Source organism: Pseudomonas antarctica, from assembly GCF_001647715.1.
GTDB lineage: Bacteria > Pseudomonadota > Gammaproteobacteria > Pseudomonadales > Pseudomonadaceae > Aquipseudomonas > Aquipseudomonas antarctica_A.
Genome location: NZ_CP015600.1, coordinates 3,238,769 through 3,263,312, shown reverse-complemented (window position 1 = coordinate 3,263,312; position 24,544 = coordinate 3,238,769). Strand labels below are relative to the sequence as shown.

General features: G+C 57.3%; 20 protein-coding genes. 5 read left to right on the top strand and 15 right to left on the bottom strand.

Annotation, left to right across the window (positions count from 1 at the left end):
- Nucleotides 1–685 precede the first annotated feature (685 nt).
- On the bottom strand, nucleotides 686–1,900 hold the full coding sequence (locus A7J50_RS14700) for an acetate/propionate family kinase (RefSeq protein WP_064452459.1): 1,215 nt from the start codon (nucleotides 1,898–1,900) through the stop codon (nucleotides 686–688).
- Nucleotides 1,901–2,094: 194 nt separating this feature from the next.
- On the opposite strand from A7J50_RS14700, the gene A7J50_RS14695 reads away from it, so the two are divergent.
- The gene (locus tag A7J50_RS14695; RefSeq protein ID WP_064452458.1) at nucleotides 2,095–2,664 is read left to right on the top strand and encodes a GNAT family N-acetyltransferase; all 570 of its coding nucleotides are present in this window, start codon (nucleotides 2,095–2,097) and stop codon (nucleotides 2,662–2,664) included.
- A gap of 4 nt (nucleotides 2,665–2,668) precedes the next feature.
- On the opposite strand, the gene mgtA is transcribed toward A7J50_RS14695, so the two are convergent.
- The 10 genes from mgtA to A7J50_RS14645 all read right to left on the bottom strand — a co-directional run bounded on the left by mgtA (nucleotide 2,669) and on the right by A7J50_RS14645 (nucleotide 15,921).
- The gene (gene mgtA / locus A7J50_RS14690) at nucleotides 2,669–6,172 is read right to left on the bottom strand and encodes a magnesium-translocating P-type ATPase (protein ID WP_237140845.1); all 3,504 of its coding nucleotides are present in this window, start codon (nucleotides 6,170–6,172) and stop codon (nucleotides 2,669–2,671) included.
- A 163-nt stretch (nucleotides 6,173–6,335) separates the two neighbouring features.
- Entirely contained in the window at nucleotides 6,336–7,229 is an 894-nt protein-coding gene (locus A7J50_RS14685) for a universal stress protein (protein ID WP_064452456.1), read from the bottom strand.
- 63 nt (nucleotides 7,230–7,292) lie between these two features.
- Entirely contained in the window at nucleotides 7,293–8,210 is a 918-nt protein-coding gene (locus tag A7J50_RS14680) for a universal stress protein (RefSeq protein WP_064452455.1), read from the bottom strand.
- A 539-nt stretch (nucleotides 8,211–8,749) separates the two neighbouring features.
- Nucleotides 8,750–9,523: a helix-turn-helix domain-containing protein gene (locus tag A7J50_RS14675; RefSeq protein ID WP_082895892.1), complete on the bottom strand. Its 774-nt coding sequence runs from the start codon at nucleotides 9,521–9,523 to the stop codon at nucleotides 8,750–8,752.
- A 31-nt stretch (nucleotides 9,524–9,554) separates the two neighbouring features.
- A complete protein-coding gene (locus A7J50_RS14670; RefSeq protein ID WP_064452454.1) occupies nucleotides 9,555–10,136 on the bottom strand; it encodes a GNAT family N-acetyltransferase in 582 nt (193 codons plus the stop codon).
- Nucleotides 10,126–11,154 (bottom strand): zinc-dependent alcohol dehydrogenase family protein, encoded by a 1,029-nt coding sequence (locus tag A7J50_RS14665; RefSeq protein WP_064452453.1) that lies wholly within the window; start codon nucleotides 11,152–11,154, stop codon nucleotides 10,126–10,128. The genes A7J50_RS14670 and A7J50_RS14665 overlap by 11 nt, the downstream gene beginning before the upstream one ends.
- Entirely contained in the window at nucleotides 11,132–12,652 is a 1,521-nt protein-coding gene (locus A7J50_RS14660) for a bifunctional ADP-dependent NAD(P)H-hydrate dehydratase/NAD(P)H-hydrate epimerase (protein WP_064452452.1), read from the bottom strand. Before A7J50_RS14660 ends, A7J50_RS14665 begins: the two co-directional genes overlap by 23 nt.
- Before the next feature lie 13 nt (nucleotides 12,653–12,665).
- Nucleotides 12,666–13,700: an alcohol dehydrogenase AdhP gene (adhP, locus tag A7J50_RS14655; protein ID WP_064452451.1), complete on the bottom strand. Its 1,035-nt coding sequence runs from the start codon at nucleotides 13,698–13,700 to the stop codon at nucleotides 12,666–12,668.
- A gap of 64 nt (nucleotides 13,701–13,764) precedes the next feature.
- Nucleotides 13,765–15,195: an NAD-dependent succinate-semialdehyde dehydrogenase gene (locus tag A7J50_RS14650; RefSeq protein ID WP_335707177.1), complete on the bottom strand. Its 1,431-nt coding sequence runs from the start codon at nucleotides 15,193–15,195 to the stop codon at nucleotides 13,765–13,767.
- 72 nt (nucleotides 15,196–15,267) lie between these two features.
- A complete protein-coding gene (locus A7J50_RS14645) occupies nucleotides 15,268–15,921 on the bottom strand; it encodes a BON domain-containing protein (RefSeq protein ID WP_064452450.1) in 654 nt (217 codons plus the stop codon).
- 171 nt (nucleotides 15,922–16,092) lie between these two features.
- Here A7J50_RS14645 and A7J50_RS14640 point away from each other — a divergent pair, with 171 nt between their 5' ends.
- Entirely contained in the window at nucleotides 16,093–16,797 is a 705-nt protein-coding gene (locus A7J50_RS14640) for a VIT1/CCC1 transporter family protein (protein ID WP_064452449.1), read from the top strand.
- Nucleotides 16,798–16,822: 25 nt separating this feature from the next.
- Here the strand turns inward: A7J50_RS14640 and A7J50_RS14635 are convergent, their stop codons facing one another.
- From A7J50_RS14635 to A7J50_RS14625, 3 genes are all read right to left on the bottom strand, one after another.
- Nucleotides 16,823–17,284, bottom strand: coding sequence for a hypothetical protein (locus tag A7J50_RS14635; RefSeq protein WP_064452448.1), 462 nt, complete (start codon nucleotides 17,282–17,284; stop codon nucleotides 16,823–16,825).
- Entirely contained in the window at nucleotides 17,238–17,492 is a 255-nt protein-coding gene (locus A7J50_RS14630; protein WP_064452447.1) for an Lpp/OprI family alanine-zipper lipoprotein, read from the bottom strand. The genes A7J50_RS14635 and A7J50_RS14630 overlap by 47 nt, the downstream gene beginning before the upstream one ends.
- A gap of 114 nt (nucleotides 17,493–17,606) precedes the next feature.
- Nucleotides 17,607–19,226 (bottom strand): oleate hydratase, encoded by a 1,620-nt coding sequence (locus A7J50_RS14625; RefSeq protein ID WP_082895891.1) that lies wholly within the window; start codon nucleotides 19,224–19,226, stop codon nucleotides 17,607–17,609.
- Between the two features lie 378 nt (nucleotides 19,227–19,604).
- On the opposite strand from A7J50_RS14625, the gene tpiA reads away from it, so the two are divergent.
- The 3 genes from tpiA to A7J50_RS14610 are packed head-to-tail and all read left to right on the top strand — an operon-like array spanning nucleotide 19,605 to nucleotide 23,853.
- Nucleotides 19,605–20,390, top strand: coding sequence for a triose-phosphate isomerase (tpiA, locus tag A7J50_RS14620; protein WP_064452445.1), 786 nt, complete (start codon nucleotides 19,605–19,607; stop codon nucleotides 20,388–20,390).
- A gap of 35 nt (nucleotides 20,391–20,425) precedes the next feature.
- Complete coding sequence (locus tag A7J50_RS14615; protein WP_064454941.1) at nucleotides 20,426–22,813, top strand: phosphoketolase; 2,388 nt, start codon at nucleotides 20,426–20,428, stop codon at nucleotides 22,811–22,813.
- Nucleotides 22,810–23,853, top strand: a complete 1,044-nt coding sequence (locus tag A7J50_RS14610) for a class I fructose-bisphosphate aldolase (RefSeq protein WP_064452444.1) — start codon at nucleotides 22,810–22,812, stop codon at nucleotides 23,851–23,853. Before A7J50_RS14615 ends, A7J50_RS14610 begins: the two co-directional genes overlap by 4 nt.
- Here the strand turns inward: A7J50_RS14610 and A7J50_RS14605 are convergent.
- On the bottom strand, nucleotides 23,840–24,535 hold the full coding sequence (locus A7J50_RS14605; protein ID WP_064452443.1) for an HAD family hydrolase: 696 nt from the start codon (nucleotides 24,533–24,535) through the stop codon (nucleotides 23,840–23,842). The genes A7J50_RS14610 and A7J50_RS14605 overlap by 14 nt on opposite strands.
- Nucleotides 24,536–24,544 lie beyond the last annotated feature (9 nt).

Sequence of the window (24,544 nt, the reverse complement as noted above, 5' to 3'; positions counted from 1 at the left end):
GCAGATCAAATAATCTGACCACCAGAGCCCCCCAGGCCGCATAGAAAGGTTCGCATAATGTATATTATGTTAAATGATGTGTCATGATGGAACTACTTAACTGTTAGTGTTCCTCGCGACTGCGGAAATTCGAGACTTTTCCCACGAAGTTCTCGGTCCCCCCCATTGAATGCGCGCAAATTTAGAACAGCATCGCCCCAAAATGCTCAATTTCGAAATTCCCTCGCCTTAGGACCACATCTGTATCTGACAGATCGTACGAATACAGACCGCCGAAGCCATTTTGCAGATACAACGTGGACAATGTTTGTAAATTACCTTTCCGCGATTTCATGACGTGGTCAGCTTGCGTTGACCGTAACTTGGCAATGCAAGCTGCTGAGCCCTCAATGGTGACCGGCGCGTATACGGCACCCCGCACGGGTTCATCTGGTACCTCCGGCCGCGAGCTGCTGGCTAGCTCTACGGACTGCTCGTGTACTCGCAAAGGATCAATCGACAGCTTTGGAAGTCAAAAACGGTTCGATCATTAAGTCAAACCGCTCTTCCTCTAAAATCCTACCATGCAAAAGTATTTCTTCGACCGAAGGGTAATGTCGCAATAGGCCAGTCACCCCCTCCCCATCGGTTGGCTAACGAAGACGAGGTACTTTCCTCCTCCTTGCCGTCCGCTGCTATGAAGGGGTCAGTTACAGGAAAGGCTGTGAAGCCGTCGCAAGGCATGTCGGGCCATGATCAGATTTTCGTCAGTGGGTATGACCCAGGCCGACACAGGGCTATCAGGCATCGACAGGCAGCCTGATAACTCATTTGCCTCACTCTTATCGCGCCGCACACCCAACCATTGGCAACCGTTAAGAATCGCGGTGCGCACCGGGGTGGAGTTTTCACCGATGCCGCCCGTAAATACCAACGCATCTACCCCGCCCAATACGGCCGCATACGCTCCAATCTCACGCACAACGCTGCGTACGAACAAAGCAACCGCCGCCTTGGCTTCAGGCGCTTCACTGGTCTGCAATACATGCATGTCGCTGGAGATTCCCCCTGACACACCCAGGAGCCCGCACTCGTGGTACAGCAGGTGTTCCAGGGACGAAACGCTCATGCCGCGTTCACGCATCAAGTAGAGCAAGATGCCCGGGTCGAGATGCCCAGGCCGAGTGCCCATGAGTACCCCGTCCAGTGTGGAGAAGCCCATGCTAGTTGCCTGACTGACACAGTTATGCATCGCGCACAGGCTGGCACCGTTGCCCAGGTGGGCGACGATGGTCTTGCCCTTCGCCGCTCGTTTGTCGTATCGGGGCAGAATACTGGCGATGTATTCGTAGGACAAACCATGAAAGCCATAGCGGCGCAAGCCTTGCGCGGTCAACGCACGGGGCAGTCCGTAGGTCACTTCCACCGTGTCGAGGGTGTGGTGGAATGCAGTGTCGAAACACACGAACTGCGCCAGGCCTGGGTGCTCATGCGCCAGATAGATGATTGGCGCTAGGCACTGGGCCTGATGAAGGGGCGCCATCGGGATAAGCGCTTGGAGTTCAGCCATCACCGAGTCGTCGACCCGTTGCGCCACCTCAATACGATCTCCGCCATGAACCACACGATGGGCCGCTGCACAGATTTGCCAAGCGTAATGACGCTCAATCCAGTTCATCAGATTGAACAAGGTTCCGCCTGGCGGCGAGGCGTCGTTGCGAGGCCACTGTTCTTCCTTTCGTGCTTGGGCGCCCGTGAGCTTGAAGATCAGGTGCTCGGTGTCCTGATGAACGTTGAAACTCCCGCTGCCCAGGCATTCAGGTCCGCGCCAGGTAACAATGTCCGTCTGGTAAAGCGAAAACTTGATACCCGACGACCCCGCATTCAGGACCAGCAGCACATGGCGTGAATCGTCAGTCATGATGCACCTCGTGAATGAACCCTCTTACCCAAGCCGCCAACGCCTGACAACGGCACGCTCGAACAACCAATGGTCAGTTTGATCGCCAATAAGCTGGCAGTCTTGACCTAAATCAGAAACACCCGACATCTGAGGGGTACACAAGAGAGGCAGCTTCGTTTCAGTGGTATTTACGATTGACGAGGAATCTCACCATGACCGCCCTACCCCATAACGCCTCAAACAGCACCCCCACTATGTCGGACGTTCAAACCGATCATTGGATCGACCCTTTGAAGGACGGTACCCATGTACTCATTCGCCCGTTGGAAGCCAAAGATCGAGAGCGCGAATTCGCCTTCATCAAGAACCTTTCTTCCGAGTCACGGCATTTTCGCTTTCTATGCAGCATCACTGAGCCAGGTAACGCCCTGATGAATCAATTGATGGCCGTCAACAGCCCGCAACAGATGGCGTATGTCGCACTGTTCATGGACGGTGGACACTTGATCGAGATCGGCGTGGCGCGTTATGCCTCGGCCGAGGGCGACACTCAGTGCGAATCGGCGGTGGTAGTTGCCGATCAATGGCAAAACAAAGGCCTGGGCAAACGGCTGATGCAACACTTGATCGATGCGGCACGCCTCAATGGTTTTGAGTCCATGATGTCAATGGACTCAGCGGTGAACACTCACATGCGCGGTTTGGCGCTAGAACTGGGCTTTGACAGTCATCGCGACCCGCTGGATGCGACGCAAGTCGTGTATCGATTAGCGCTGAACTGAGCATTCAAGCCGGTCGCCGCTGCAAGGAGCGGGATTGGCGGTCACGTTGATAAAATACGCGCTTGAGAACTTCGGCCGCTGCCATGTAGCACAGGCTGATGCTTAACACGGTTACGAGGATCGGTAGTGGCAGCGGTACCAGTCCAAACCAGCTTGCGGCCGGGCTGTAGGGCAGCGCTAAGGTCAATAGGCCGATGACCAGCGCGCTAACCATCAACCAAGTCGCTGGTTTGCTACGATAAAACGGTTTTGAGGTGCGCACGATGAAGATCGTCAGCAGTTGGGTCAGCAACGACTCGACGAACCAACCGCTGCGAAATAACTCAGGGACCATGCCGACCCACAGGTACAAGGCCACGAACGTCAGCAAGTCAAATATCGAGCTGAGCAGGCCGAACACCACCATAAAGTTGCGTATCTGCTTCATGTCCCAGCGATGAGGCGTCTGTTCCCATTCCCGGTCCACATTGTCGCTGGCGATGGCCATCGACGGGATGTCGGAGAGGAAGTTGTTCAGCAGAATCTGCTTGGCCAGCAACGGCAGAAAGGGCAAGGCCAGCGACGCCAGAGCCATGCTGATCATGTTGCCAAAATTAGCGCTGGAAACGATGGAAATGTACTTGAGGGTATTGGCGAAGGTATGCCTGCCCTCCTCTATGCCTTCGCGCAACACATCAAGATCGTGTTTTAGCAGGACAAAGTCGGCGGCCTGTTTGGCTACGTCGGCGGCATTGTCCACCGAAATACCAATGTCGGCGGTCTGGAGCGCGGGCGCGTCATTGATGCCGTCACCCATATAGCCCACCACGTGGCCGGTTTTCTGCAAGGCACGGATGATGCGCTCTTTCTGATTCGGATCAACTTCGGCGAACAGCGCTGTCAAGGGCGCCAGGTTCATCAGCGCCTCGTCTTTCATGGCATCCAATTGCGCTCCCGTGATCACGCGTTGCACCGGTAGACCCACGGCTTGCGCCACATGGCGGGCAACCAAATGGCTGTCACCACTGATGATCTTGACCTGCACGCCGAGTTTTTCTAGGGTTGCCAGGGTATCTTTCACGCCGGGCTCGGGTGGGTCGAAGAACAACAGGAAGCCTCGAAACGTTAGCTCCTTCTCGTCCTCCCTACCATAGTGCGCCTGCTCTGGCAGCACACGGCTGGCGACGCCCAGTACTCGAAAACCCTGCTCACTCCAGTCGGCGAAACGCTGACGAATCGCCTTGAGGGCTGTTTCATCCAGTGCTGCAGTCTGCGCGCCACTGCGTAACTGGGTGCAGACCTGAAGCACGTTGTCCAGCGCGCCCTTGGTCACCATCAACAGACTGGCCTCGGGCGCGTTGCCCACCACGACACTGAGGCGTTTGCGCACGAAGTCATAAGGGATCTCATCGCGTTTGGTCACCTTCAGGTCGTTCGGCAAGTCCTTGCCGGCCAAGGTGATTGCATCGTCCATAGCGTTGCGCATGCCGGTTTGCAGACTGGCATTTAATACCGCCAGTTGCAGCACGTCTGGATCCGCAACGCCTTGCACACCCATGGCACCGTCCAGCACAACGACGCCCCGGGTCAAGGTGCCGGTCTTGTCGGTACACAACACATCCATCGCCCCAAGGTTTTCGATAGCGTTGAGGTGACGCACGATGACGCCTTTGGCGGCCATGCGTTGGGCGCCTTTGGCCAATGTGATGCTCAGAATTGCCGGGAGCAGCTCGGGGGACAGCCCGATGGACAAGGCGATGGCAAATAACAACGTATCGAGGGGCGGACGATCCAGCAGAATATTGATGCCAAACACCAGAATCGTGATGACCAGCATGACCCGCAGCAGTAAACCGCCGAAATGACGTAGTCCACGTTCAAATTCGGTCTGCGGTGGTCGCAGCGACAGCGTTCGGGTGATGTTGCCCATTTCGCTGTCTTGAGCATGGCGTGTCACCAGCACCTGTGCAGTGCCGCTGCGAACCGAAGTGCCCATAAACACACAATTGTGACGTTGGCCAAGGGCGGCATCCGGCGCGCTTTGTCCTGGAGCTTTCTCTACTGGAAAGGTTTCGCCGGTCAATAAGCTTTCACTGACGAAGCAATCGATCGCTTGCAGCACACGCCCATCCGCGGCAATCAGGCTACCCGCGCTCAGTACCAGGACGTCGCCTTGCACCACGCTGCTGGCTGCGACGTCAAGGTGTACGCCATCGCGCAATACCGTCGCCCGTAAAGCGATTTTCTGCCGCAGTTGTTCAACCGCGGTATTGGCGCGATTTTCATACCACGCGCTGAGCACTGCGCTGATCAGCACAATGCACCACACAATGGCCGCGTCGAGCCAGTCGCCGATGATCAGCGCCACCAATGCCCCCACAATCAGGATCAACACCAATGGGGTACACATCTGCTCAAGCACCAGCCTTGGCAGACCTCGTGAGTTCTTCACTGCAGGGGCCTGTGCAGTGCTCATCCGCGCTAGAGCCTGTGCACTGCTTAAACCCTCGGTGGTACTGTGCAACGCATCCAGTACGTCGCTGACCGGGCGGCTCCAGTAGTCCGCCTGCGCTTGAGTTTGAGCGATCTTTGCCGTGGGCTGCCACTGACTGCGCGCCAACCAAAGGCCAGGCAACATCGGCAGCCAGAATGTCAGGCCGCGAAACAGCAGCGTTGCCGACAGTGCAACAGCAATTTCCACCCCCACCCAGTGCAGGCTCAATACGGCTGCTGCTTCGAACGCACCCAGCCCCCCGGGGACAATGCCAATACTGCGCAAGACGCTGGCGAGCATGAACCCCGCAAACAACCCTATCGGGTCGACTGACACTCCTAGCGCCAGAACCAGCAACCAAAATGTCACGCTGTCGAGCAGGATGATTGCCAGTTCGAGCGAGGTCACCCGGCACAACAACCCCCAGTTGCCTACCAACTGCGTATCGGCGCCGGTGATCAGTGAAATACTTTTGCGGATCAGGGCAAAACGTTGTCCCGGCAGGTGAGCGGCGAGCTTGGCATTGCCCGCCAGTCTCGGCGCTAGAACGGCTAGCGCCAGGCTGACCGCAATAAATACCAGGCATAACGTGGTCACCGTTGCTGTCGCATGCCCCTGGAACATCAGCACCAGCAACGCAACCCCAACGGACAGCACGTAGGCAAGAAAGTAACCGGAAAGGTCCAACACCAGGCACGCAAGCACCACCGGCCTGGCAAAGCCTAGGCGGGTAAAGGACGCCACCACTGCAAATGCCCCACTGATCCCGGACGATGGCAGGGCCTGATCGACGAACAATTTGATCAGGCTCAACTTGCCCGCTTGCCACAACGACAGTTGTTGCGCACCGGCTTTCAATACGCTGCGAAAAATCTGCCCCTGGGCGACATAGGTGAGCAATTGCACTGCCACCGCGGCGGCCAGCCACAGCGGTTGGACCTGGGTCAGCAATCCGGCGAAGGATTCTGCATCGGTAAAGTGCAGCGCGAGCCCAATTACCGCCGCCAGCATCGCAGCCCCCAGTAGCCAGGTCATCCAAAGCGCTGGGCGGTTGTAGTGAGCGGCCTCATCGACTAGCGAAGAATGAGCTGCGCCGATTATTGGGATAGGTGCCGACATGTCGTGCCCCTGATGAGTGGCGCCGATGAATGAATTACAGAAAGACACCCCGGTTTGCCGGCAGCGCTGTGCAGGCTTTTTATCGCTCGTAGATTCGCGGGTTGAGTGTCAACAGGCTGCTGGGCAAGTGATGCGCCACTTGTTCCGTGGTACTGCCCAGCAAAGCGTTGAGCCGGTCGCGATGCACGGTTCCCATCACAATTACATCAATACCCTCAGACTGAGCGAAGTCCTTGATCACCTTCGCCGGGTTGCCCATAAGCAAATGTTTGCACGCTTGCGGTACACCAAAGCGGTCGGTCAATTGGTCGAATGCGTGCTCCTCGGTTTCATACAAGGTCTGCGCCAGGCTCGATGAAAAGTCCATCAACCCTTCCGATGCATAAATGTAGCTTAGGTCGTAGGCATAGAGCAGATGCAACTGCGCACCGCATTGTGCCGCCAGCCTCTCGGCCCCCGTAATGATCGTGTCATTGACCTTCGCAAAGTGCTCATCGGGGCCGAATGGGTCAACGGCTGCGAGAATCTTGCGCGGTAGTGCATGGGCCACTTTCGAAACAAGGTGCAAGGGTGCTGGGCAATCATGCAGCAGGCGCACATCCAACGGGGTAAACAAAGCACGCGTCAGCCAGGACAGATGCTCAAGGTCCTTGATCACCATCGACGGTTTTATCTCCCGCACATGCACCATGATTTCTTCATGCGGGCGAGGCGCCCACACCACCTGGGTAGTCACGCGCACGCCTTGATGACGGATGGAATCAGCCTGTTTTTCCAGCCATTGGCGATGGAGCATCAGGTAACTTTCACGCGCGTGTTTCAGTGCGAGCTCGTCAAAAAAAAGCCCTGCGCTGGCAAGCCCGTCCAAATAGTCGAATGCGACGATATGCAGCGCCGCTCCCTTGGCCAGGGCGAGCGCTGTTGCGCGCTCAAAGGCAGGGCTGCGGGTCATCAGGGGCGGAGCAACCAGCATTAAACGCTCTGGCTCAAACACGACGCACCTCCCTCGTCACAAGCAAAACATTAGTATTCATGACTACAATACTCGCCCGGGCTTTACCGCCAGCACACTGCACGGCGCCTGATGCAAGAGCTGTTCGGCAGTGGTTCCCAACAGTTTTTTCAGGCCTCTATGCTGTACGGTTCCCATCACGATGACATCGGTATGATGGTCGGTGGCGAACTCACAAATATTCATCAGCGGTATGCCCTCAATGAAGTGGCGACATTCCACAGGTACGCCATGCCGCTCGCACAGGGCCGCGAACGCCTCACGCTGGGCCACGCCCAACGCTTCATAAATCCCGGTTGCCAACGGCAGCGCGCCATAGCCCATGTCTTGGGCGTATACGGCCGTCCAGTCATACACGTGGACCAGCTCAAGCCTGGCATCACACTGGTCGGCCAACTTCACAGCGGCGTCGATGATCTGGTCGTTAAACACAATGTCTTGTTCTTCACTGCGCAACAGATCAACGATAGCAAGCACATTGCGTGGGAGTGGGTTGAGACTGTTGGTCACAAGATGAACCGGCGCGGGGCAATTGCGCAGCAACTGCCAGTCCAGCGGTGTGAAGAAGATGCGCTTCAACACAGACTCTTCCTCGGCATCTTTGATAATCAGGGCCAGTTGTGTCTCGTTGACAAATTGTAGGATTTCTTCGTAAGGGTGTTTAATCCAGATCACTTCACTTGTGGCACGAATGCCCTGCTGGCGTGCCTGCTCGGCTTGCTTCTCCAGCCACTGGCCACGGGTCTGCAGAAACCCATCCCTGGCCTGGTTCATTTGTTCGGGAGCGAACAGTCCCGCCACCGCCAAGGCCTGTAGATAATCAAATGCGACGATATGCAACGGTAGCTGCATGGCTTTAGCCAACGCATTCGCCCGGTCGAACGCCGCCGTTCGGATCATGGCAGCCGGGGCAATCAACAGTAAGCGCTGTGTATAGGACATGGTGCACCTCGGCTGCATGAATAAGACTCCAGACTGAGCGTTTCTGGCCCGGATAACTTGATCCTTGTCAGTTATCCTCGCGCAGGAGTCGAACTGCTAGTGAGCCAGTACCACCGCAAAGTAGCCAAGTACCGTCAGCAATATGCCCGACACGGCATAAGCCACAGGAAAGACGATCCAGTGCAAGCTGCTTTACACTTCCTTGGCGGCCTCGCGCGCAGGGCCCAAATGGCTGCGTGCGCCTGCAACACCGCCCATATGGCATTAACCCTAACGAGAGGAATGTTGACTGCTGGGTTTTTTACCCACCTTCCAGGAGTTTATGTCTGGAGTTTGATTGGCAGCCAAGGTCACGCTTCCCCGAAGTACTTAATGTCATCGCCATCATAGGGTGAGGGTGCAAACACGCACAGCGTCGGAAACTACTCATGCATACTGAGTGCAGGGCGTGGATAGGGTGTGCATGCAGGTTGGGCGATACGCGCTTAGTTAAGCGTCATACGTACATCTACTCAGGTCTGTATTGACCGAGCGGTGGGTCACGCTGACCGGCTTGTATGACTGCGTTGGCAAAACGCTTTTAGTCGGACTATGTCCAGGATCTCGACGCTGCGCCCTTCAACCGTGATTAAGCTAAGCTCGCGCAGACGCGCAATCGCCCGGCAAATCGTTTCGGACCTTACGCCAATAGACAAGGCAATGTCTTCACGTGACATGCGCAGCAGAAAACGGTGCGCGGAGTAGCCCCGTTCTGCAAAGCGTTTGGACAGCCCTAGCATGAAGATCGCCAAGCGTTCTTCTGAGTTGTAGTGCCCCAGTGCGAACAGCCTGTTTTGACCGTGGGTGATCTCTCGACTGAGCATCCTGCTTAGGTTCAAGCGCAAAGCGGGCAACTCGCGCGCCAGACTTTCGAGCCGCCGATAAGAAATCATATACGCCTCACTGTCCTCCAGTGCCACCGCCGAACATAAATGCAACTCTCCCGTAATGGCTTCCAGGCCCAATGGTTCTGCGGACATGGTAAATCCCGTTACCAAGCTGAACCCTTGATCGCTGACAAGAACGGTTTTAAAACTACCGTGCCGCACAAAATATAAATATTGTGAATTCCCGCCCGCGTGGTAAAGCTCGGCGCCTTTGTTAATGCGCACTGTGTGGGTGATTAATTCATCGAAACGCTCACACTCCGCCTCAGAGCGCTCGAGCGACAAAAACGCCTCATAAATAGCGGATTGATCAAGGTTCTTGACCGGGTCGTAGGCGCGTAAGGGAAACGACGTAACAGGTCTTGTTCGTTCAGTATTGATTAGCATCGTGCACACTCCGGCGGCGTCGAATGAGGCGCTACCCAAAGGTAGGCGACAGCTCGAGTTCATAAATGATTTCGTCATCGCCAGTGGCCGGATATCGGCAATGAAATCCGAGGCTCCGGGCGAGGCGATGCATACCAAAGTTGTTGACCTGGTGGACCGACATCATTTTTTTGAACCCATTCCGTTTGGCCGCAAGGATCAGGTGACCCATCAACAGCGTTCCCATGCCCTGACGTTGCCAGCGGTCCGCGACAACTACCGTGCAATCACACTGTGGGTTACCGGCAGTCGCGTCATAGCGACTTATTCCAACTTCCGTTAGCTGGCCATTCTCATGAACCATTGCGATGTATGCCATACGGTTGAAGTGGTCCACATCCATCATTTGGTCCAGCAGCGAGACATCTGGTTGCCCCATCACCCCAAAAAAACGTGTGCGAAACGACTCCGCTCCAAGCTGTTGAATAAATGTGAACTCACGTCCACGATCTTGTGGGTGCAAGGGCCGAATCAGCACATGGGTATCGTTGTTCAAGGCCTCTATCCAATGCTCGTCGGGAGGTTCGTGACCGAGCCCCGCAAGAATTTGTTCTACCGCATAGTCATTTATCATGACGGGCTGCCCTATCAGGAAGTGAAAGAGTGGAGTCGAGCACCAAGACAGCGGCGCCTTCGAACTTGCCTGAGCGCAAATCTTCGAGTGCTTGATTGGCTTGGGTGAGGGGGTACGACGTGGTGTGGGTGACGATGCCTATTTCAGGCGCCAATCGCAGAAAATCGATACCGTCCTGACGTGTCAGGTTGGCCACTGACACCAACGAGCGCTCGCCCCACAACAACTCGTAGGCAAACTCGGGGATCGGGCTCATATGGATGCCGGCACAGACCACCCGCCCGCCTTTGCGCACGGCTTTTAATGCGAGGGGCACCAGTTCGCCCGCCGTTGCGAAGATAATCGCCACGTCCAGCTTTTCAGGCGGCATTTGATCGGAAGCTCCCGCCCAACAGGCGCCCAGTTGCAGTGCGAATGCTTGAGTCGAAGTGTCTTCGGGACGGGTGAAAGCAAACACTGAGCGTCCCTGCCATACCGCCACTTGGGCCACGATATGCGCGGCAGCGCCAAAACCGTAAAGGCCAATTTTTTTGCCCTCGCCACCAATCTGTAAGGCCCTCCAGCCTATAAGCCCGGCACACAACAGCGGCGCCAGTGAGGCATCCGTCCCCTCCTCGCCCAGGGTAAACACATAGTGGGCGTCTGCAATCACCGAGGTGGCAAAACCACCCGCTCGGGTGTAACCAGTAAACGCTGGGTGATCACACAGGTTTTCTTGATGGTTGAGACAGTACGGGCACACCCCACAGGTGTGCCCCAGCCAGGGAATTCCGACACGCTCACCGATGGTCAGCCCTTTGACGCCGAGGCCGATGGCGTCGACTCTGCCGACCACTTCATGGCCCGGGGTAATCGGTAATCGAAGGTTTGGAAGTTCGCCGTCCACCACATGCAAGTCGGTCCTGCATACACCGCAGGCACTAACCTTTACACGCACTTCGCCCACTCCAGGCTCCCGATCTGGCAAATGGGTCCACTGCAGCGGGCTACCAACCTTATTCAATACCATCGCGTACATGATGGGCCTCCCCGCAGCTGTACAGCCGACGGAGTACCGCCGGGAGCATATCGGGCAAATCTTCTGCCAATAACCCGGGACCAAATTCGGCCGCCGCCGCCCCATGCAACCAGACACCAGCTGCCGCAGCGGTAAAAGCCGATACTCCTTGGGCGAGCAAACCCAGAATGATGCCACCCAATACGTCGCCGGAACCGGCAGTCGCCAATGACGAAGGCGCATTGGTATTGATGATTGCGCGACCATCAGGCGCTGCGATCACGGTGTCACTGCCCTTAAGCACAACGACCGATGAGCAACGAAGGGCTGCGGCTCGGGTGCGGGTCAGCTTGTCGCCGGAGGCGTCAAATATTCGGCAGAATTCACCGTCATGGGGTGTCAGCACACAAGGCCCCCGTATCGCACGGTCCAAAGCTTCGGGGTCATCCTGAAAGACCGTAATTGCATCAGCGTCAATCACCGTGGGGCGACCGGTTGCGAGCATCGCCAACACGTGGCCGAACGTATCTTTGTTAACGCCGGCACCGGGACCGATTAACCACGCGGAAAAACGGCTGCCGTTTAGCAGGTGACCAAAGTCTTCCGGGGTTACCCAGGGCTGCACCATGATGCTATTGAGCGTCGCGGCGTAAACGGGCAGTGCTATGTCAGGCACGGCAATCGTCGTCAGGCCCGCACCGGCCCTTGCAGCACCTCTGGCGGCCATGCGGGCGGCCCCGGTCATCGGGTAACCGCCGAATACCAAGGCATGTCCGCGGCTATGTTTATTGGTGTCGGCCTGCGCTCGCGGCAGTTCGGCCAGCCACAACGCCGGATCATTCTCGAAGGCCCGCGGTGTGATGGAATCAAGCACCGATTTAGGATTGCCGATATCGGCAACCACAACTTCGCCGCACAGGTCTCGACCTGGTAGCAGCAGGTGGCCGGGCTTTTTGCGCAAAAACGTCACGGTCAGCACCGCCGGTACTGCGCCCAGCGCGGCGCCCGTATCGCCCATGACGCCGCTGGGCGTATCAATCGCAACAATCGGCACACAACCCTGGCCAGCTGCAGCCAATGTATCGAGCGCCTGCCCTTCAAGTGGACGGCTGAGGCCGGCACCAAAGAGCGCATCGACGATCAATTCGGCACCTTGAAGTACTGATGGGCTGAGCGCTTCAACTTCGCCACTCCAGCGTTGTGCATGTTGCCTTGCTTCATTCTGAAGGCTGAAACGACTACCCAGCATGGCCACCCTCACCGGCCAGCCGGCCTCTGCCAACAGGTGCGCGGTGACGAACCCATCCCCGCCATTGTTGCCTGGCCCGCATAGCACAAGCAGCGGCCTGGGCGTCCATCGGGTTTCAATCTCGTGCGCCACAGCCGCACCGGCATTGCCCATCAACTCGAAAGACGACACGCCAGCCGCTACCGATAAACGATCAGCCTCAGCCATCTGTCGCACAGATAGCAAGGCGGTCTGGCTGATCGCATCAGCCCCTGAACTCAACCTGTTCATGCACTTTACTCTCTCATACAGCACCGAAATCTATGACCACCCGCGAGGGCACATCACCGTGTTCAAGGCGCTCGAAAACCTGGTTTATCGCTGACAGTGGTTGCAATTCAATGTCGGCTTTAACCTTGCCTTGGGCCGCGAAGTCCAGCGCTTCGGCCATGTCCTGACGATTGCCGACAAACGAGCCACGAACGGTGATGCAGTTGGCAACTACCTCGAACAAAGGCAGCGGGAATTCACCTGGGGGTAGCCCCACCAGTACGCAGGTGCCGTGCTTGCGGGTCATGCCCACGCCTTGGCGGAAGGCACTCAGGGACGGCGCGGTAATCAGCACGCCGTGGGCACCGCCCCCGGTGGCCTTGATCGCAGCCTCGATGGGGTCGTTCTGTTTGGCGTTGACCACCGCATCGGCCCCAAGGCGTGTGGCATGTGCCAGCTTCTGGTCGTCGATGTCCACGGCGCAAACTCTCAGCCCCATGGCTTTGGCGTACTGCACCGCTAGGTGGCCTAGGCCGCCGACGCCGGAGACGATCAACCATTGGCCTGGCCGGGTGGCTGTCTCCTTGATGCCCTTGTAAGTCGTAACGCCCGCGCAAATGATCGGTGCAGCTTCACAGGCTGATAACACCTCAGGGATGTGGGCCACGTAATTCGGGTCGGCCAGGATGTATTCGGCGAACCCACCATTCTGGGTGTACCCCCCGAACTGCGCCTGGGCACAGACCGTCTCCCACGCGCTGAGACAGTATTCACAATGCCCGCAGGCCGAATACAACCAGGGCACCCCGACCCGTTCGCCTTCCTTGACACTAGTTACACCTTGCCCCAGCGCCGTCACGATACCGATACCTTCATGCCCTGGGATAAAGGGCAACCCGGGCTTCAGCGGCCAGTCGCCCCGCGCCGCATGTAGGTCGGTATGACAGACCCCGCAGGCTTCTGTGTGAACCAGGATCTGGCCGGGCCCAGGCGTTGGAATATCACAACGTTTGAGCACCAGCGGTTGACCAAATTGTTCAACGACGGCGGCTTGCATTGTTTGAGTCATAGGGACATCCTTTTTTTGCGCAATTCCTTGGGCCGGCCGCATAAGCGGTGAGCTCCGCGGGCGATTAAACCGGAGCGTCGATATCGACATAACGCACCAGTTTCTTGTTGACGAAGGCCTGGATGCCTATATCGCCAAGTTCACGCCCGTAACCGGAGTTTTTGATCCCGCCAAAAGGCAACTCGGCATCAGACCAACTGATGTTGTTGATGAACATCATGCCGGTGTCCACTCGGCTGGCGACTCGCAGTCCGCGGCCCACGTCCTCGGTAAATACCGAGCCGCCCAGGCCGAAGTCTGAGTCGTTGGCGAGCGCGATGGCCGCTTCTTCATTCTTGACTCGGAAAAACAGCGCCACAGGGCCAAAAAATTCGCCTTTGTACGCCGGATTGTCCGGTGTGATATTGGTCAGGATGGTGGGACTCATATACGAACCGGGACGATGAATTCGACCACCGCCTAGCAGCACCTCTGCGCCGGAAAAAACTGCATCGTCTACCTGGACGAGCAGCTGTTGCAGGGCCGACTCTGTCGACAAGGGGCCGAGCGTTGTGCTCTCGTGCATCGGGTCGCCGGGCTCCAGCTCCGCCAGTGCTGCCCTGAAGCGCTGGATAAAGACATCGGCGACGTCCTCGACCACGATGAACCGTTTAGCGGCGCAGCAGGTTTGCCCACAGTTGTACATGCGGCCCCACACTGCCCATTTGACGGTGAGGTCCATGTCGGCGTCTTCCAGAACAATAAAGGCGTCGCTGCCGCCCAGTTCCATTGACGAAGGCTTGAGGTTGGCCCCTGCTCTAGCCGCGAGACTGCGGCCCGCAGGGACGCTACCGGTCAGAGCAACGCCTTTGACTCTTGGATCATCGACTACGCTGTCCGACTGCTCGTGGGATATCAGCAGGTTGGTGTAAAGCCCCACAGGTGCACCGGCCTCGATCAATAACGCCTCGAAAGCCATCGCGCACTGCGGCACACAGCCGGCATGCTTAACCAGCAGCACGTTGCCTGCCATCAAATGCGGCCCCGCCACACGCGCCAGCTGATAGTAGGGAAAGTTCCAAGGCTCCACTCCGAAAATCACCCCAATAGGACTGCTTTCAATGTGTGCCTCACCCTCTTCAGGATGAAGCTTACGGCGCATTAAAAAGCGCTCAGCGTTTTCCCTGTAGTAGTCCAGTATGTCCGCGCTGAAGCTCACCTCGCCGCGTGCCTCACTGATGCGTTTTCCCATCTCCAAGGTCGCTAGCCGGGCAAATTCGTCTGCCCTGGAACGCATCAGATCAGCGGCCCTGCCAATGATCGCGGCACGTGCCGTGTAAGAGGTGTGCTTCCAGCTTTGAAAGCATCGCTGCGCGGCCGCCAGTTTTGCCTCCAGAGCCTCATCACTGATTTGCTCGAAGCTTTCCAACAAGCGGCCGTCGCTGGGATTTACGCTTGTATACGCCATGATGAATGCCTTTCCCTTGAGATCACGCACGCCGATGGAGTTCGGCAAAAAGCACCTCAAAGGCAATAACCAATGGGAGCGCTCTGGTTGGGCGCTGCGTCGCCCTGTGCTAGTTAAGCGTCAGTACGCGACGATGATGTTGTTTTGTACGTTCTGGACACCCGCCGTGCTCCAGGCAGAATGCCTCGCCAAATCGCGCTCAGCCCAGTTGTCGACAGTTCCTGAGAGCGTCACATCTGAACCGTGCACATCCACTACGATTTTTTGTGAGTCCGTAATTGCACGGCGTTTGAGCGCATCAATGATGTCTGCCTTTACACCGTTGGCCGTTACTTTTGACTTGATCACGATGTTGTTGTTGATGCCTTTGACACCCATCAGATTGCGCACGGCGCTCAGGGCCGCCCGACGCTGATATTCCCACTCCACATCACCGTCTAAGGTCACCCAGCCACTCTCAACCTGGATCTTGATCGTGTTTCTAGGCAGATAGGTTGTCCACTCCAAGGCACTGTCGGCCGAACGCGCGATATCGGCATCATTGCGCTGGCTCAGGCTCGGGAGTTTCACATCCATTTCTACGGCCAGTGCGCGCACGCCAGAGACTTTCTTCGCGGCTTTCTCGGCAGCCCACTTCTCAACAAAACTGTCGACATGCCCGGCTAGCGTCACAATGCCGTCCTTGACCTCAACTCCGATTTGCTCGGCATTGACCGAGGGTTCCCAACGCAGCTCTGCGAGAATGTCATTTTTCAGTTGTTTGTCCGTTTTCATCTCAGTGCTCCCAAAGAGGTAATTGCAGATTCCGCTTCTGCGAGAGGGGCATTCAACAACCTGACTGCGCAGCGGCGGAGACATCCAAGTTAGGCGTCTGAATGGCGTGTGGGTAGCCTCGGAAACTACCTACACTCAGGGTCCAAGCCATCGCGTATCAGGCCAACACCCATGAACCGAGTCATCCGACATCCTGCAGAAACCCATAACAGCAGCCGAGTTGGCTGGCTGAGGGCAGCCGTTCTGGGAGCAAACGATGGAATTGTGTCAACCGCCAGCCTGCTGATCGGTGTTGCTGCCGCCAGTACGACCCACAGCACACTGATCGTCACTGGCATTGCGGGGCTCGTGGCGGGCGCCATGTCGATGGCTGCAGGCGAGTATGTTTCGGTGCATTCCCAAGCGGATACCGAGCGCGCGGACCTGATCAAAGAGAAGAAAGAACTTGAGACCAAACCCGAAGCTGAGCACAGAGAGCTGGCCCGGATCTATGCAGGCCGTGGCCTTGAGCCCGATCTTGCCAGGCAGGTTGCCATCCAATTAATGGCCCATGATGCGTTGGGTTCGCACGCGCGAGACGAATTGGGTATCTCCAAGGAACTGAGCGCCAAACCTCTTTCGGCTGCATTCGCCTCGGCGACGAGCTTTATTGTCGGCGCCGCGTTGCCCGTTGCCGTCACCTTGATGGTGGCGCTTGAGAACGTGATTCTCTGGATATCGATCATGTCACTTGTGTTTTTGGCGGTCCTGGGAGCAGTAGCTGCAAAAGCCGGAGGCGCACCGTTGCTGGCAGGCGCCTGGCGCGTGACATTTTGGGGGGCGCTGGCAATGATCATTACCGCGCTGGTGGGCCGGCTATTTGGCGCGGTTGTGTAGCGCTGCGCCTGTCATCATCGATGACTCAGGAATAGGAGCAGATCAGTGTCAGGAATTCATTCTCGACACTGATCCCGGCGGGCGCCCTTTCATCTGAAATAAACAGCTCGCCGTTGTAGTAGGCGAAATAGGCCGAGTTTTCTGTGCCCCGCTGGCGAGCGAAACCACACACTGCAAGGTCACGCCCAGCAGCGTTTACCGCCGTCGCGTAGACCGGGTCGAACACCCAACCTCTCCCCTCAAACCCGGCGAGTGCCTTGGTCTTGGCGATTTGCTCGTCCTTGGCAGCAACCGGGACCTTGATGCGGGGCTGGCTCAGGCTTTCAATCGAGTCTGGTGTTGTCACGCCTGTTTGCGAAGGCGTATGGCTGCACCCGACCAGGCATGTGCCTGCCAGTCCGAGCGAGGCAATAAAACCTACTGGCCAAAGCCTGCCGCGACTAATTAACACGTCCGGCCTTCTTGAGGATGAGTTGCGCACGCTCATTGGCTTCATCCGCAGACTTCTTGGCAGCGAGAGCCGCCTGCAGAGCCTTATCGGCCTTCGCTGATGACGCATCTGCGTGCACCCTTGCAGCCGTCGCCATGTCTTCAGCGCCACTAAGCCGCGCATCAACTTCTTGTCGCCGATGGCCACAGCCGGCAGTCAAAACCAAACTCAGGATCAATGACGTGATCAAAATGAGCCGTCTCATGGTGTCGCTCCTTTATTTTCAATGGTGGGTGCAGCTTTGCCGGTAATGCGTCTTCACGGTATTCGTTTGCGCGATATCGCAGCAGGCTCGGAAACTACTCAAGCCTGCGTGTAATCAGTTACCGATGTCATGCAGTGCCTTGAACGCCTTGAACAACACACGAGGATCAGTCGCTCCTTTGTAGACTTTCGGTGGGTGACGTTTGAGCCCAAGCAGGCTGGAAACCGCACACTGCGCCGTACGTATGGAGTACTCCACGGTGAAGACAACGTCGTTGGGCAGTTCGCAGAACTGGCCGATGAAGGCCAGGTTTTTATACCCTTCAGGCAGCACTTGTGGTCGGTCGCCCGGTTCTCGCGGCATGAACTGACTGGTAATGAAGGGCATCATGCAAGGAATACAGATTGCGCTGTTGAGGATGGACTGGCTGTCTGAACTAAACTGCAAATGCCCAAGCAACTCCGTCATGATCTCCCGCCCGGTGCAAGCGGACATTGGGATATTGACGAAATTCCCAGGTGCATCCACATGCAAACCGTACCCCCAAAACACAGTGATTTCTTCAGGTTGATCAATGAAGTGAGGTTGAAAGGGCACGACGATCGACATTAGCCAATTGGAGTCAGGAAAGGTAATCAAGCCACCCTCCCCCGGTACATTGCCCGTGAACTCCACAATCCGCCGCAAGAACACGGGGTCACTGAGCGTGGTAGTAAAGGATACCCATTTGGTTGCGTCGATATGACTGGAGAACGCGTGCGGTTGCCCGAACTCAGGCCTGCCCTTAGCCAAGGTTTCCCATAGCGCCCAAGCTCCTTCTATCGCCTTGCCTTGCAGGTTTGGGGCCTTATCCATCCCGCCAAGGCTGGAGGCTTCGGTCATGGAACCCAGTGTGACCAACACGTAGTCGCGCACCCCTACCTCCACGCACGCTTGCTCGCCGTTGCACTCATAGAAGATGCGTTTGACGCATTTGCTGCCGCCCTGCTCGTGCAACTGCATGTCGGTCACGCAACTGCCCAGCTGGAACACCACACCGCGGTCGACTAACCATTTGTGCAGTGGCCTGACCAATGAATCGTATTGGTTATAGACCGTACGCATGATGCCTTCGAGCCGGTTGAACCCGGCAACCATATGTGCAAAACGCAAAATGTAGCGCCGAAACTCGACGGCGCTGTGCCAAGGCTGAAAGGCGAATGTGGTGCACCACATCAGCCAGAATTGAGTTTGAAAGAACGAAACCGAAAACTGATCTGCAATGGTGGTTCGCCCTAATGTCTCTTCGGATTCGATCGCCATCCTCTCGATCGTCAGAATGTCGCTCTCGGTCAGCCCGAATGCCGGCGCGGTTTCTCGAACACCGTTGCGGGCCAGTCGCGACTTGGAAGAGGTGTGCATCCGTTCATTCCACGCCAGGGTTTCCTGTGTGACCGTGGTGGTGCCATCCAGGGTCGGAATCGAGGCGAATAATTCCATCGTGCAGACGTATTTGCTCTCGAACATTCGGCCCCCACGTAACACATAGCCTTCTTGCGCAGACCCGGCGCCATCAAGGCTGCCGCCGGGCGCGTCGCGCTGCTCGAAGAGGGTTATGTTGCTACCGATAACATCACCATCACGAATCATGAACGCCGCTGCGGCCATTGCCGCTATGCCACCTCCAACCACATAAAAGCGCGGGTCAGGTTCATTGGCTGACGTTGTTTCCCAGTCATGTTTTTTTCCGGTCATGGGGCTATCCCTCGGTCGTGTTACGTCGAAAGCACCGCCCTGGCGAACGGGAGGATTGACCGCAGCGTATGAGGGATACCCCGATGGCGACAGACTCGGAAACTACCTAGGTGTTTTTTGCGCGCACCAGGCGTAACCATCATCAGCGTTGAGGCTCAAGTGGATAGCCGTGTGTGCTACCGCACAGAACGAAGCCTTGCCCGGGCGCATCTTCAGGCTTGGAGCGAGTGACGTGAGTCCGAGAAGGAGAGCAACAATGGTGTATGTCTACTGGCGTGAACGGCACATGGGGCGGGGTGGGTTTTCATGGTAATGCTTGGCCCAACAGACGATATTCAGTGGCCGAACACTGATTGCGTATCGTCGGAACAGCACCGCATGCGGCCGCTGATCGTCGGAAACTGGAAGATGAACGGCCTTGCGGAACAGCTCAGCGAAATCGAAGCTATGGCCGTATCAGTCAGGGCAACGCTGCCATCGCTCGACGCTATGATCTGCCTGCCCGCCACCCTGATCGCGCAAGCTGTGTTGACGGCTACTGGTCGTATCGCCATCGGAGGGGAGGATTGCAGCGCCGAAATCAGCGGCCCTTTTACTGGCGACATCAGCGCAGAGATGCTCATAGATGCTGGCGCTCGCGCAGTCATCATCGGTCACTCGGAGCGCCGTCAGCAGCACGGGGAGACGGATGCAGTCGTGGCGGCAAAGGCACATGCAGCCCGGCGCGCCGGCCTTCTGGCAATTATCTGCATCGGTGAAACGCACACGCAACGACTGGCAGGTAAAGCATTGTCCGTCTGTGCCACGCAAATCACCGAGAGCGTGCCCGAAGGTATGACAGCGTCCAATACAGTGATCGGCTACGAGCCACTTTGGGCCATCGGCTCCGGTCAAGTGCCTACCCACTCGCAGATCATGGAAATGCATTCGCACATCAGGGCATGCCTGACCCAGCGTCTGGGTGCTGAAGGTCAAAGGCTACGGATCCTATATGGCGGGTCAGTCAAACCCTCCAGTGCCGAAGCCATCCTGAGACTGCCGCAAGTCGGTGGCGTGCTGGTCGGTGGCGCCAGTTTGAACGCTACGGATTTTCTTGCGATTTGCCGCGCCGCTCCGGTGGTGCCTGCGCATATCCTCCATACACCAGAGGAACAGAGACGATGAACGACGCATTGACGTTGCGGCCAGAGCCTGAAAGCATGGACATCGCAAGGCTTCCGGCCGCCGATGTTCCCACGTTGGGCGTAGAGGAATTGTGGCGATTAAACGCTTACTGGCGAGCTGCGAATTACATCTCGGTTGGGCAGATGTACCTCTATGACAACCCACTATTGCGCGAACCGTTGACGATGGCACACGTCAAGCCGCTCGTCGTCAGTCACTGGGGCACAACGCCTGGTCAGAACTTCATCTATGTGCATTTGAACCGGGTGATCACGAACCTCGATCTGAACATGATCTACATTGCGGGCCCTGGACATGGCGGCCCCGCCATTGTCGGAAATGTCTACCTTGAAGGCACCTGGAGCGAGGTCTATCCGAATGTCGGCCAGGATGAGGCAGGACTGAAGAAGCTGTTCAAGCAGTTCTCGTTTCCTGGGGGCATTTCCAGCCATGTAGCACCCACAACGCCGGGGTCGATCCATGAGGGCGGGGAGCTCGGTTATTCCCTCAGCCATGCCTTCGGTGCCGCATTTGACAACCCTGACCTGATCGTCGCCTGCGTGATCGGTGACGGCGAAGCCGAGACCGGCCCGTTGGCGACGGCGTGGCAATCGAATAAATTTCTCGATCCGGTGACCGATGGTGCGGTACTGCCTATTCTGCATCTGAACGGCTACAAGATCAGCAACCCCACACTACTGGCACGCATTGAGCCTGACGAACTGGAACAGTTTCTGCGCGGCTGCGGCTGGGCTCCTTATTTTGTCGAAGGCGATGACCCTGCGACGATGCATGAACTGATGGCCAGCGTCCTCGACAAAGCCATCGCCCACATCAAACAATTGCAAGTTCGCGCCCGCACGAGTGGCGCAGCCACACGGCCACGCTGGCCAATGATAGTGCTTAGATCGCCCAAGGGTTGGACGGGGCCGAAAGTCGTCGACGGGCTTCCGATAGAGGGCACCTTCCGGGCGCACCAGGTGCCGCTGGTGGTCGATGGCAATCACCCCGATCACCTGTCGCAGCTTGAGCTGTGGATGAAGAGTTACAAGGCAGAGGAACTGTTCGACGAGCGCGGGCGACTCGTCGCGGAACTCGCCGCAATGGCTCCCAAAGGCCTGCGTCGCATGGGCGCCAATCCCAACGCAAACGGCGGGCTGTTGCTACGCGATCTGCATATGCCGGACTATCGTATACATGCAGTTCATGTGCCCTCCCCCGGTGCTGTTTTTGCGCAAGATACCTTGGTGCTGGGTGAATTTCTCAAGGATATCGTCCTACTCAACCGGCGTAACTTTCGCATCTTCGGGCCAGATGAAACATTGTCGAACCTGCTCGGCGCCGTCTTCCAGGTGACCAACCGCCAATGGGACGCTGCCAGCGTTGCGAACGACGAGTTTCTTGCGCCTGCCGGGCGCGTCCTCGATGCAATGCTCAGCGAGCACCAATGCGAGGGCTGGCTGGAAGGCTACCTGCTGACCGGCCGACACGGGCTGTTCAACAGCTACGAGGCGTTCATCCGCATTATCGACTCGATGTTCAGCCAGCACGCCAAGTGGCTCAAGGTCACGAAGGAGCTGGCGTGGCGTCGACCGATCGCCTCACTGAACTACCTACTCGCTTCGCACGTCTGGCAGCAAGACCATAATGGTTTTACCCACCAGGACCCGGGTTTCCTCGACCATGTGATCAACAAGAAAGCCGACATCGTTCGCGTCTATCTGCCGCCGGATGCGAACTGCCTGCTTTCGACCTTTGACCACTGCCTGCGCAGCCGAAACTACGTCAACGTCGTTGTCGCCGGCAAGCATGCGTTACCTCAATGGTTAACTATGGATGAAGCGGTGGTGCATTGCACTCAGGGAGTTGGGATCTGGCAATGGGCCAGCAACGATCAGGACACGGAACCGGATGTGGTGATGGCCTGCTGCGGCGATACGCCTACACTGGAAATCCTGGCGGCCGTGTCCATCCTGCGGGAGCATTTGCCTGAGTTGAAGATTCGCGTGATCAATGTTGTGGACCTGATGAAGCTGCAGTCCGCCAGCGAGCACCCGCATGGGCTAAGTGATGCGGACTACGACTCGTTGTTTACCAAGGACAAGCACATCATCTTCGCTTTCCATGGCTACCCTTGCCTGGTGCACCGGCTGACCTATCGGCGCAATAACCGCAACCTGCATGTGCGCGGCTACAAAGAGGAAGGGACGATTACCACGGCTTTTGACATACGGGTCCAGAACGACCTGGACCGATTCCATTTGGTGCAGGACGTTGTCGACCGTCTGCCTCATCTGGGCAGCAAGGGCGATTACTTGAAGCAGAAGGTTCGGGACAAGCTTGTCGAACATAAGCTCTACATCGAACAGCACGGCGAAGATCTGCCCGAGATCCGCAACTGGAAGTGGGGAGTGGGCGTATGAACGCGTCTGAACTTATCGATACGGCACGCCTCATGCTGGCGCCCGGTAAGGGGTTGCTCGCAATGGATGAGAGCACACCAACGTGCAATGAGCGTTTCGCCTCGCTCGGAATACCACAGACCGAAGCATCACGGCGCGCATGGCGCGAGCTCATCATCACCACCCCGCGGCTGGCTGACAGCATCAGCGGCGTTATTCTCTACGATGAGACGATCCGTCAACGGTGCACCGATGGCACGCCGTTCGTGAAGCTACTGAATGACGCGGGCATCGTGGTAGGCATTAAGGTGGACACTGGCGCGAAGCCTCTGGCTGGGCATGCTGGAGAAAAAATCACTGAAGGGTTGGACGGTTTGCGCGAGCGGCTGCAAGGCTATTCTGCGATCGGTGCGCGCTTTGCCAAGTGGCGCGCGGTAATCTCGATTGGCCCCGGACTTCCCAGCACCGCCTGTATCGCCGCCAATGCCCATGCGCTGGCCCGCTACGCGGCCCTTTGTCAGGAGGCCGGGCTTGTGCCCATCGTTGAGCCTGAGGTGCTGATGATGGGCGGACACACACTGCAGGGTTGTGCTGAAGTGAGCATGCAGGTGCTGCACGAGGTTTTCGAGCAACTGTATGTTCAGGGCGTACTGCTGGAAGGTATGGTGCTGAAGCCGAACATGCTCCTGCCGGGCTTGAACTGCTCCCACCAGGACAGCCTAGACGAGGTGGCTGATGCCACCGTGACAGTTCTCCTGCGCGCTCTGCCCGCCGCACTGGCGGGCGTCGCATTCCTTTCAGGCGGCCAAAGTGCCGAGCTGGCATCCGCGAGGTTGAACGCGATGAGCCAGCGTCATAAATGGCGCCTGCCCTGGGCACTAACATTTTCTTTCGCGCGTGCGATTCAACAGCCGGCACTCGAGATATGGCGCGGGGGGGCCGCCAACGTGATGCAGGCTCAGAGGGCACTGGGGCACCGCGCTGCTTGTAACAGTGCGGCGCAGCAAGGCACCTACTCGGCCGCGATGGAGGGCATGGGTAACGCCATCAACGATGTATAGCCGGAGGGGCCAAGTGTGAGCGGTCTATCGTAACGAGATCGCCTATGCATTCGATCGTGATATCCGCAGCCGGTTGTGCCGCGATAATCTTCGCGTCCAGTGCATAGTGGCCCTGGCGAACGAAGACGGTGGTTAGCCGTTCTCGCCATACCGACTTCATCGCAGCCAGAACGCCCAGCTTGTCGTCGACCATCACGTAGTGACGGGCGGGATAATGGCGCTGCACAGCAGGCAGCATTTTTTCTTTGTGCACATAAATCAGAGCACGCCCCTGCACGGCTTGCCACAACCCCGAGCGTTGTATTTTGCGCGGCTGCAACACGATGTCGCCATCGGACAGGATGACAGTCGGCCCATACTGATCCAAATGGGTGATCGCCTCTAAAGCGCGAGCATAGATGCGATCAGCAAACGGGTAGTCAATCAAGAAGGCTGCGGCCATTAACAACTGCTGTTCGTTGGCATCACCCTGTTCGAGTTCAAGCCGATAATGCTGCAGGGCGCCGAGGTAGTCGACATAGCCAAGCGCTTTGCGCAATCTGTCGAAGATGACCCAGTAGCGCCGTGCGCAGGCGCTGCCCAATTGTTGCTTCAAACAGGTGTGAAAGTCGACCACGACACGGTCGCCGTCGAGCAATGTGTTGTCAACGTCGAGCAAGAAGACCACTTCGAGTTCAGTCATGGCTATCAA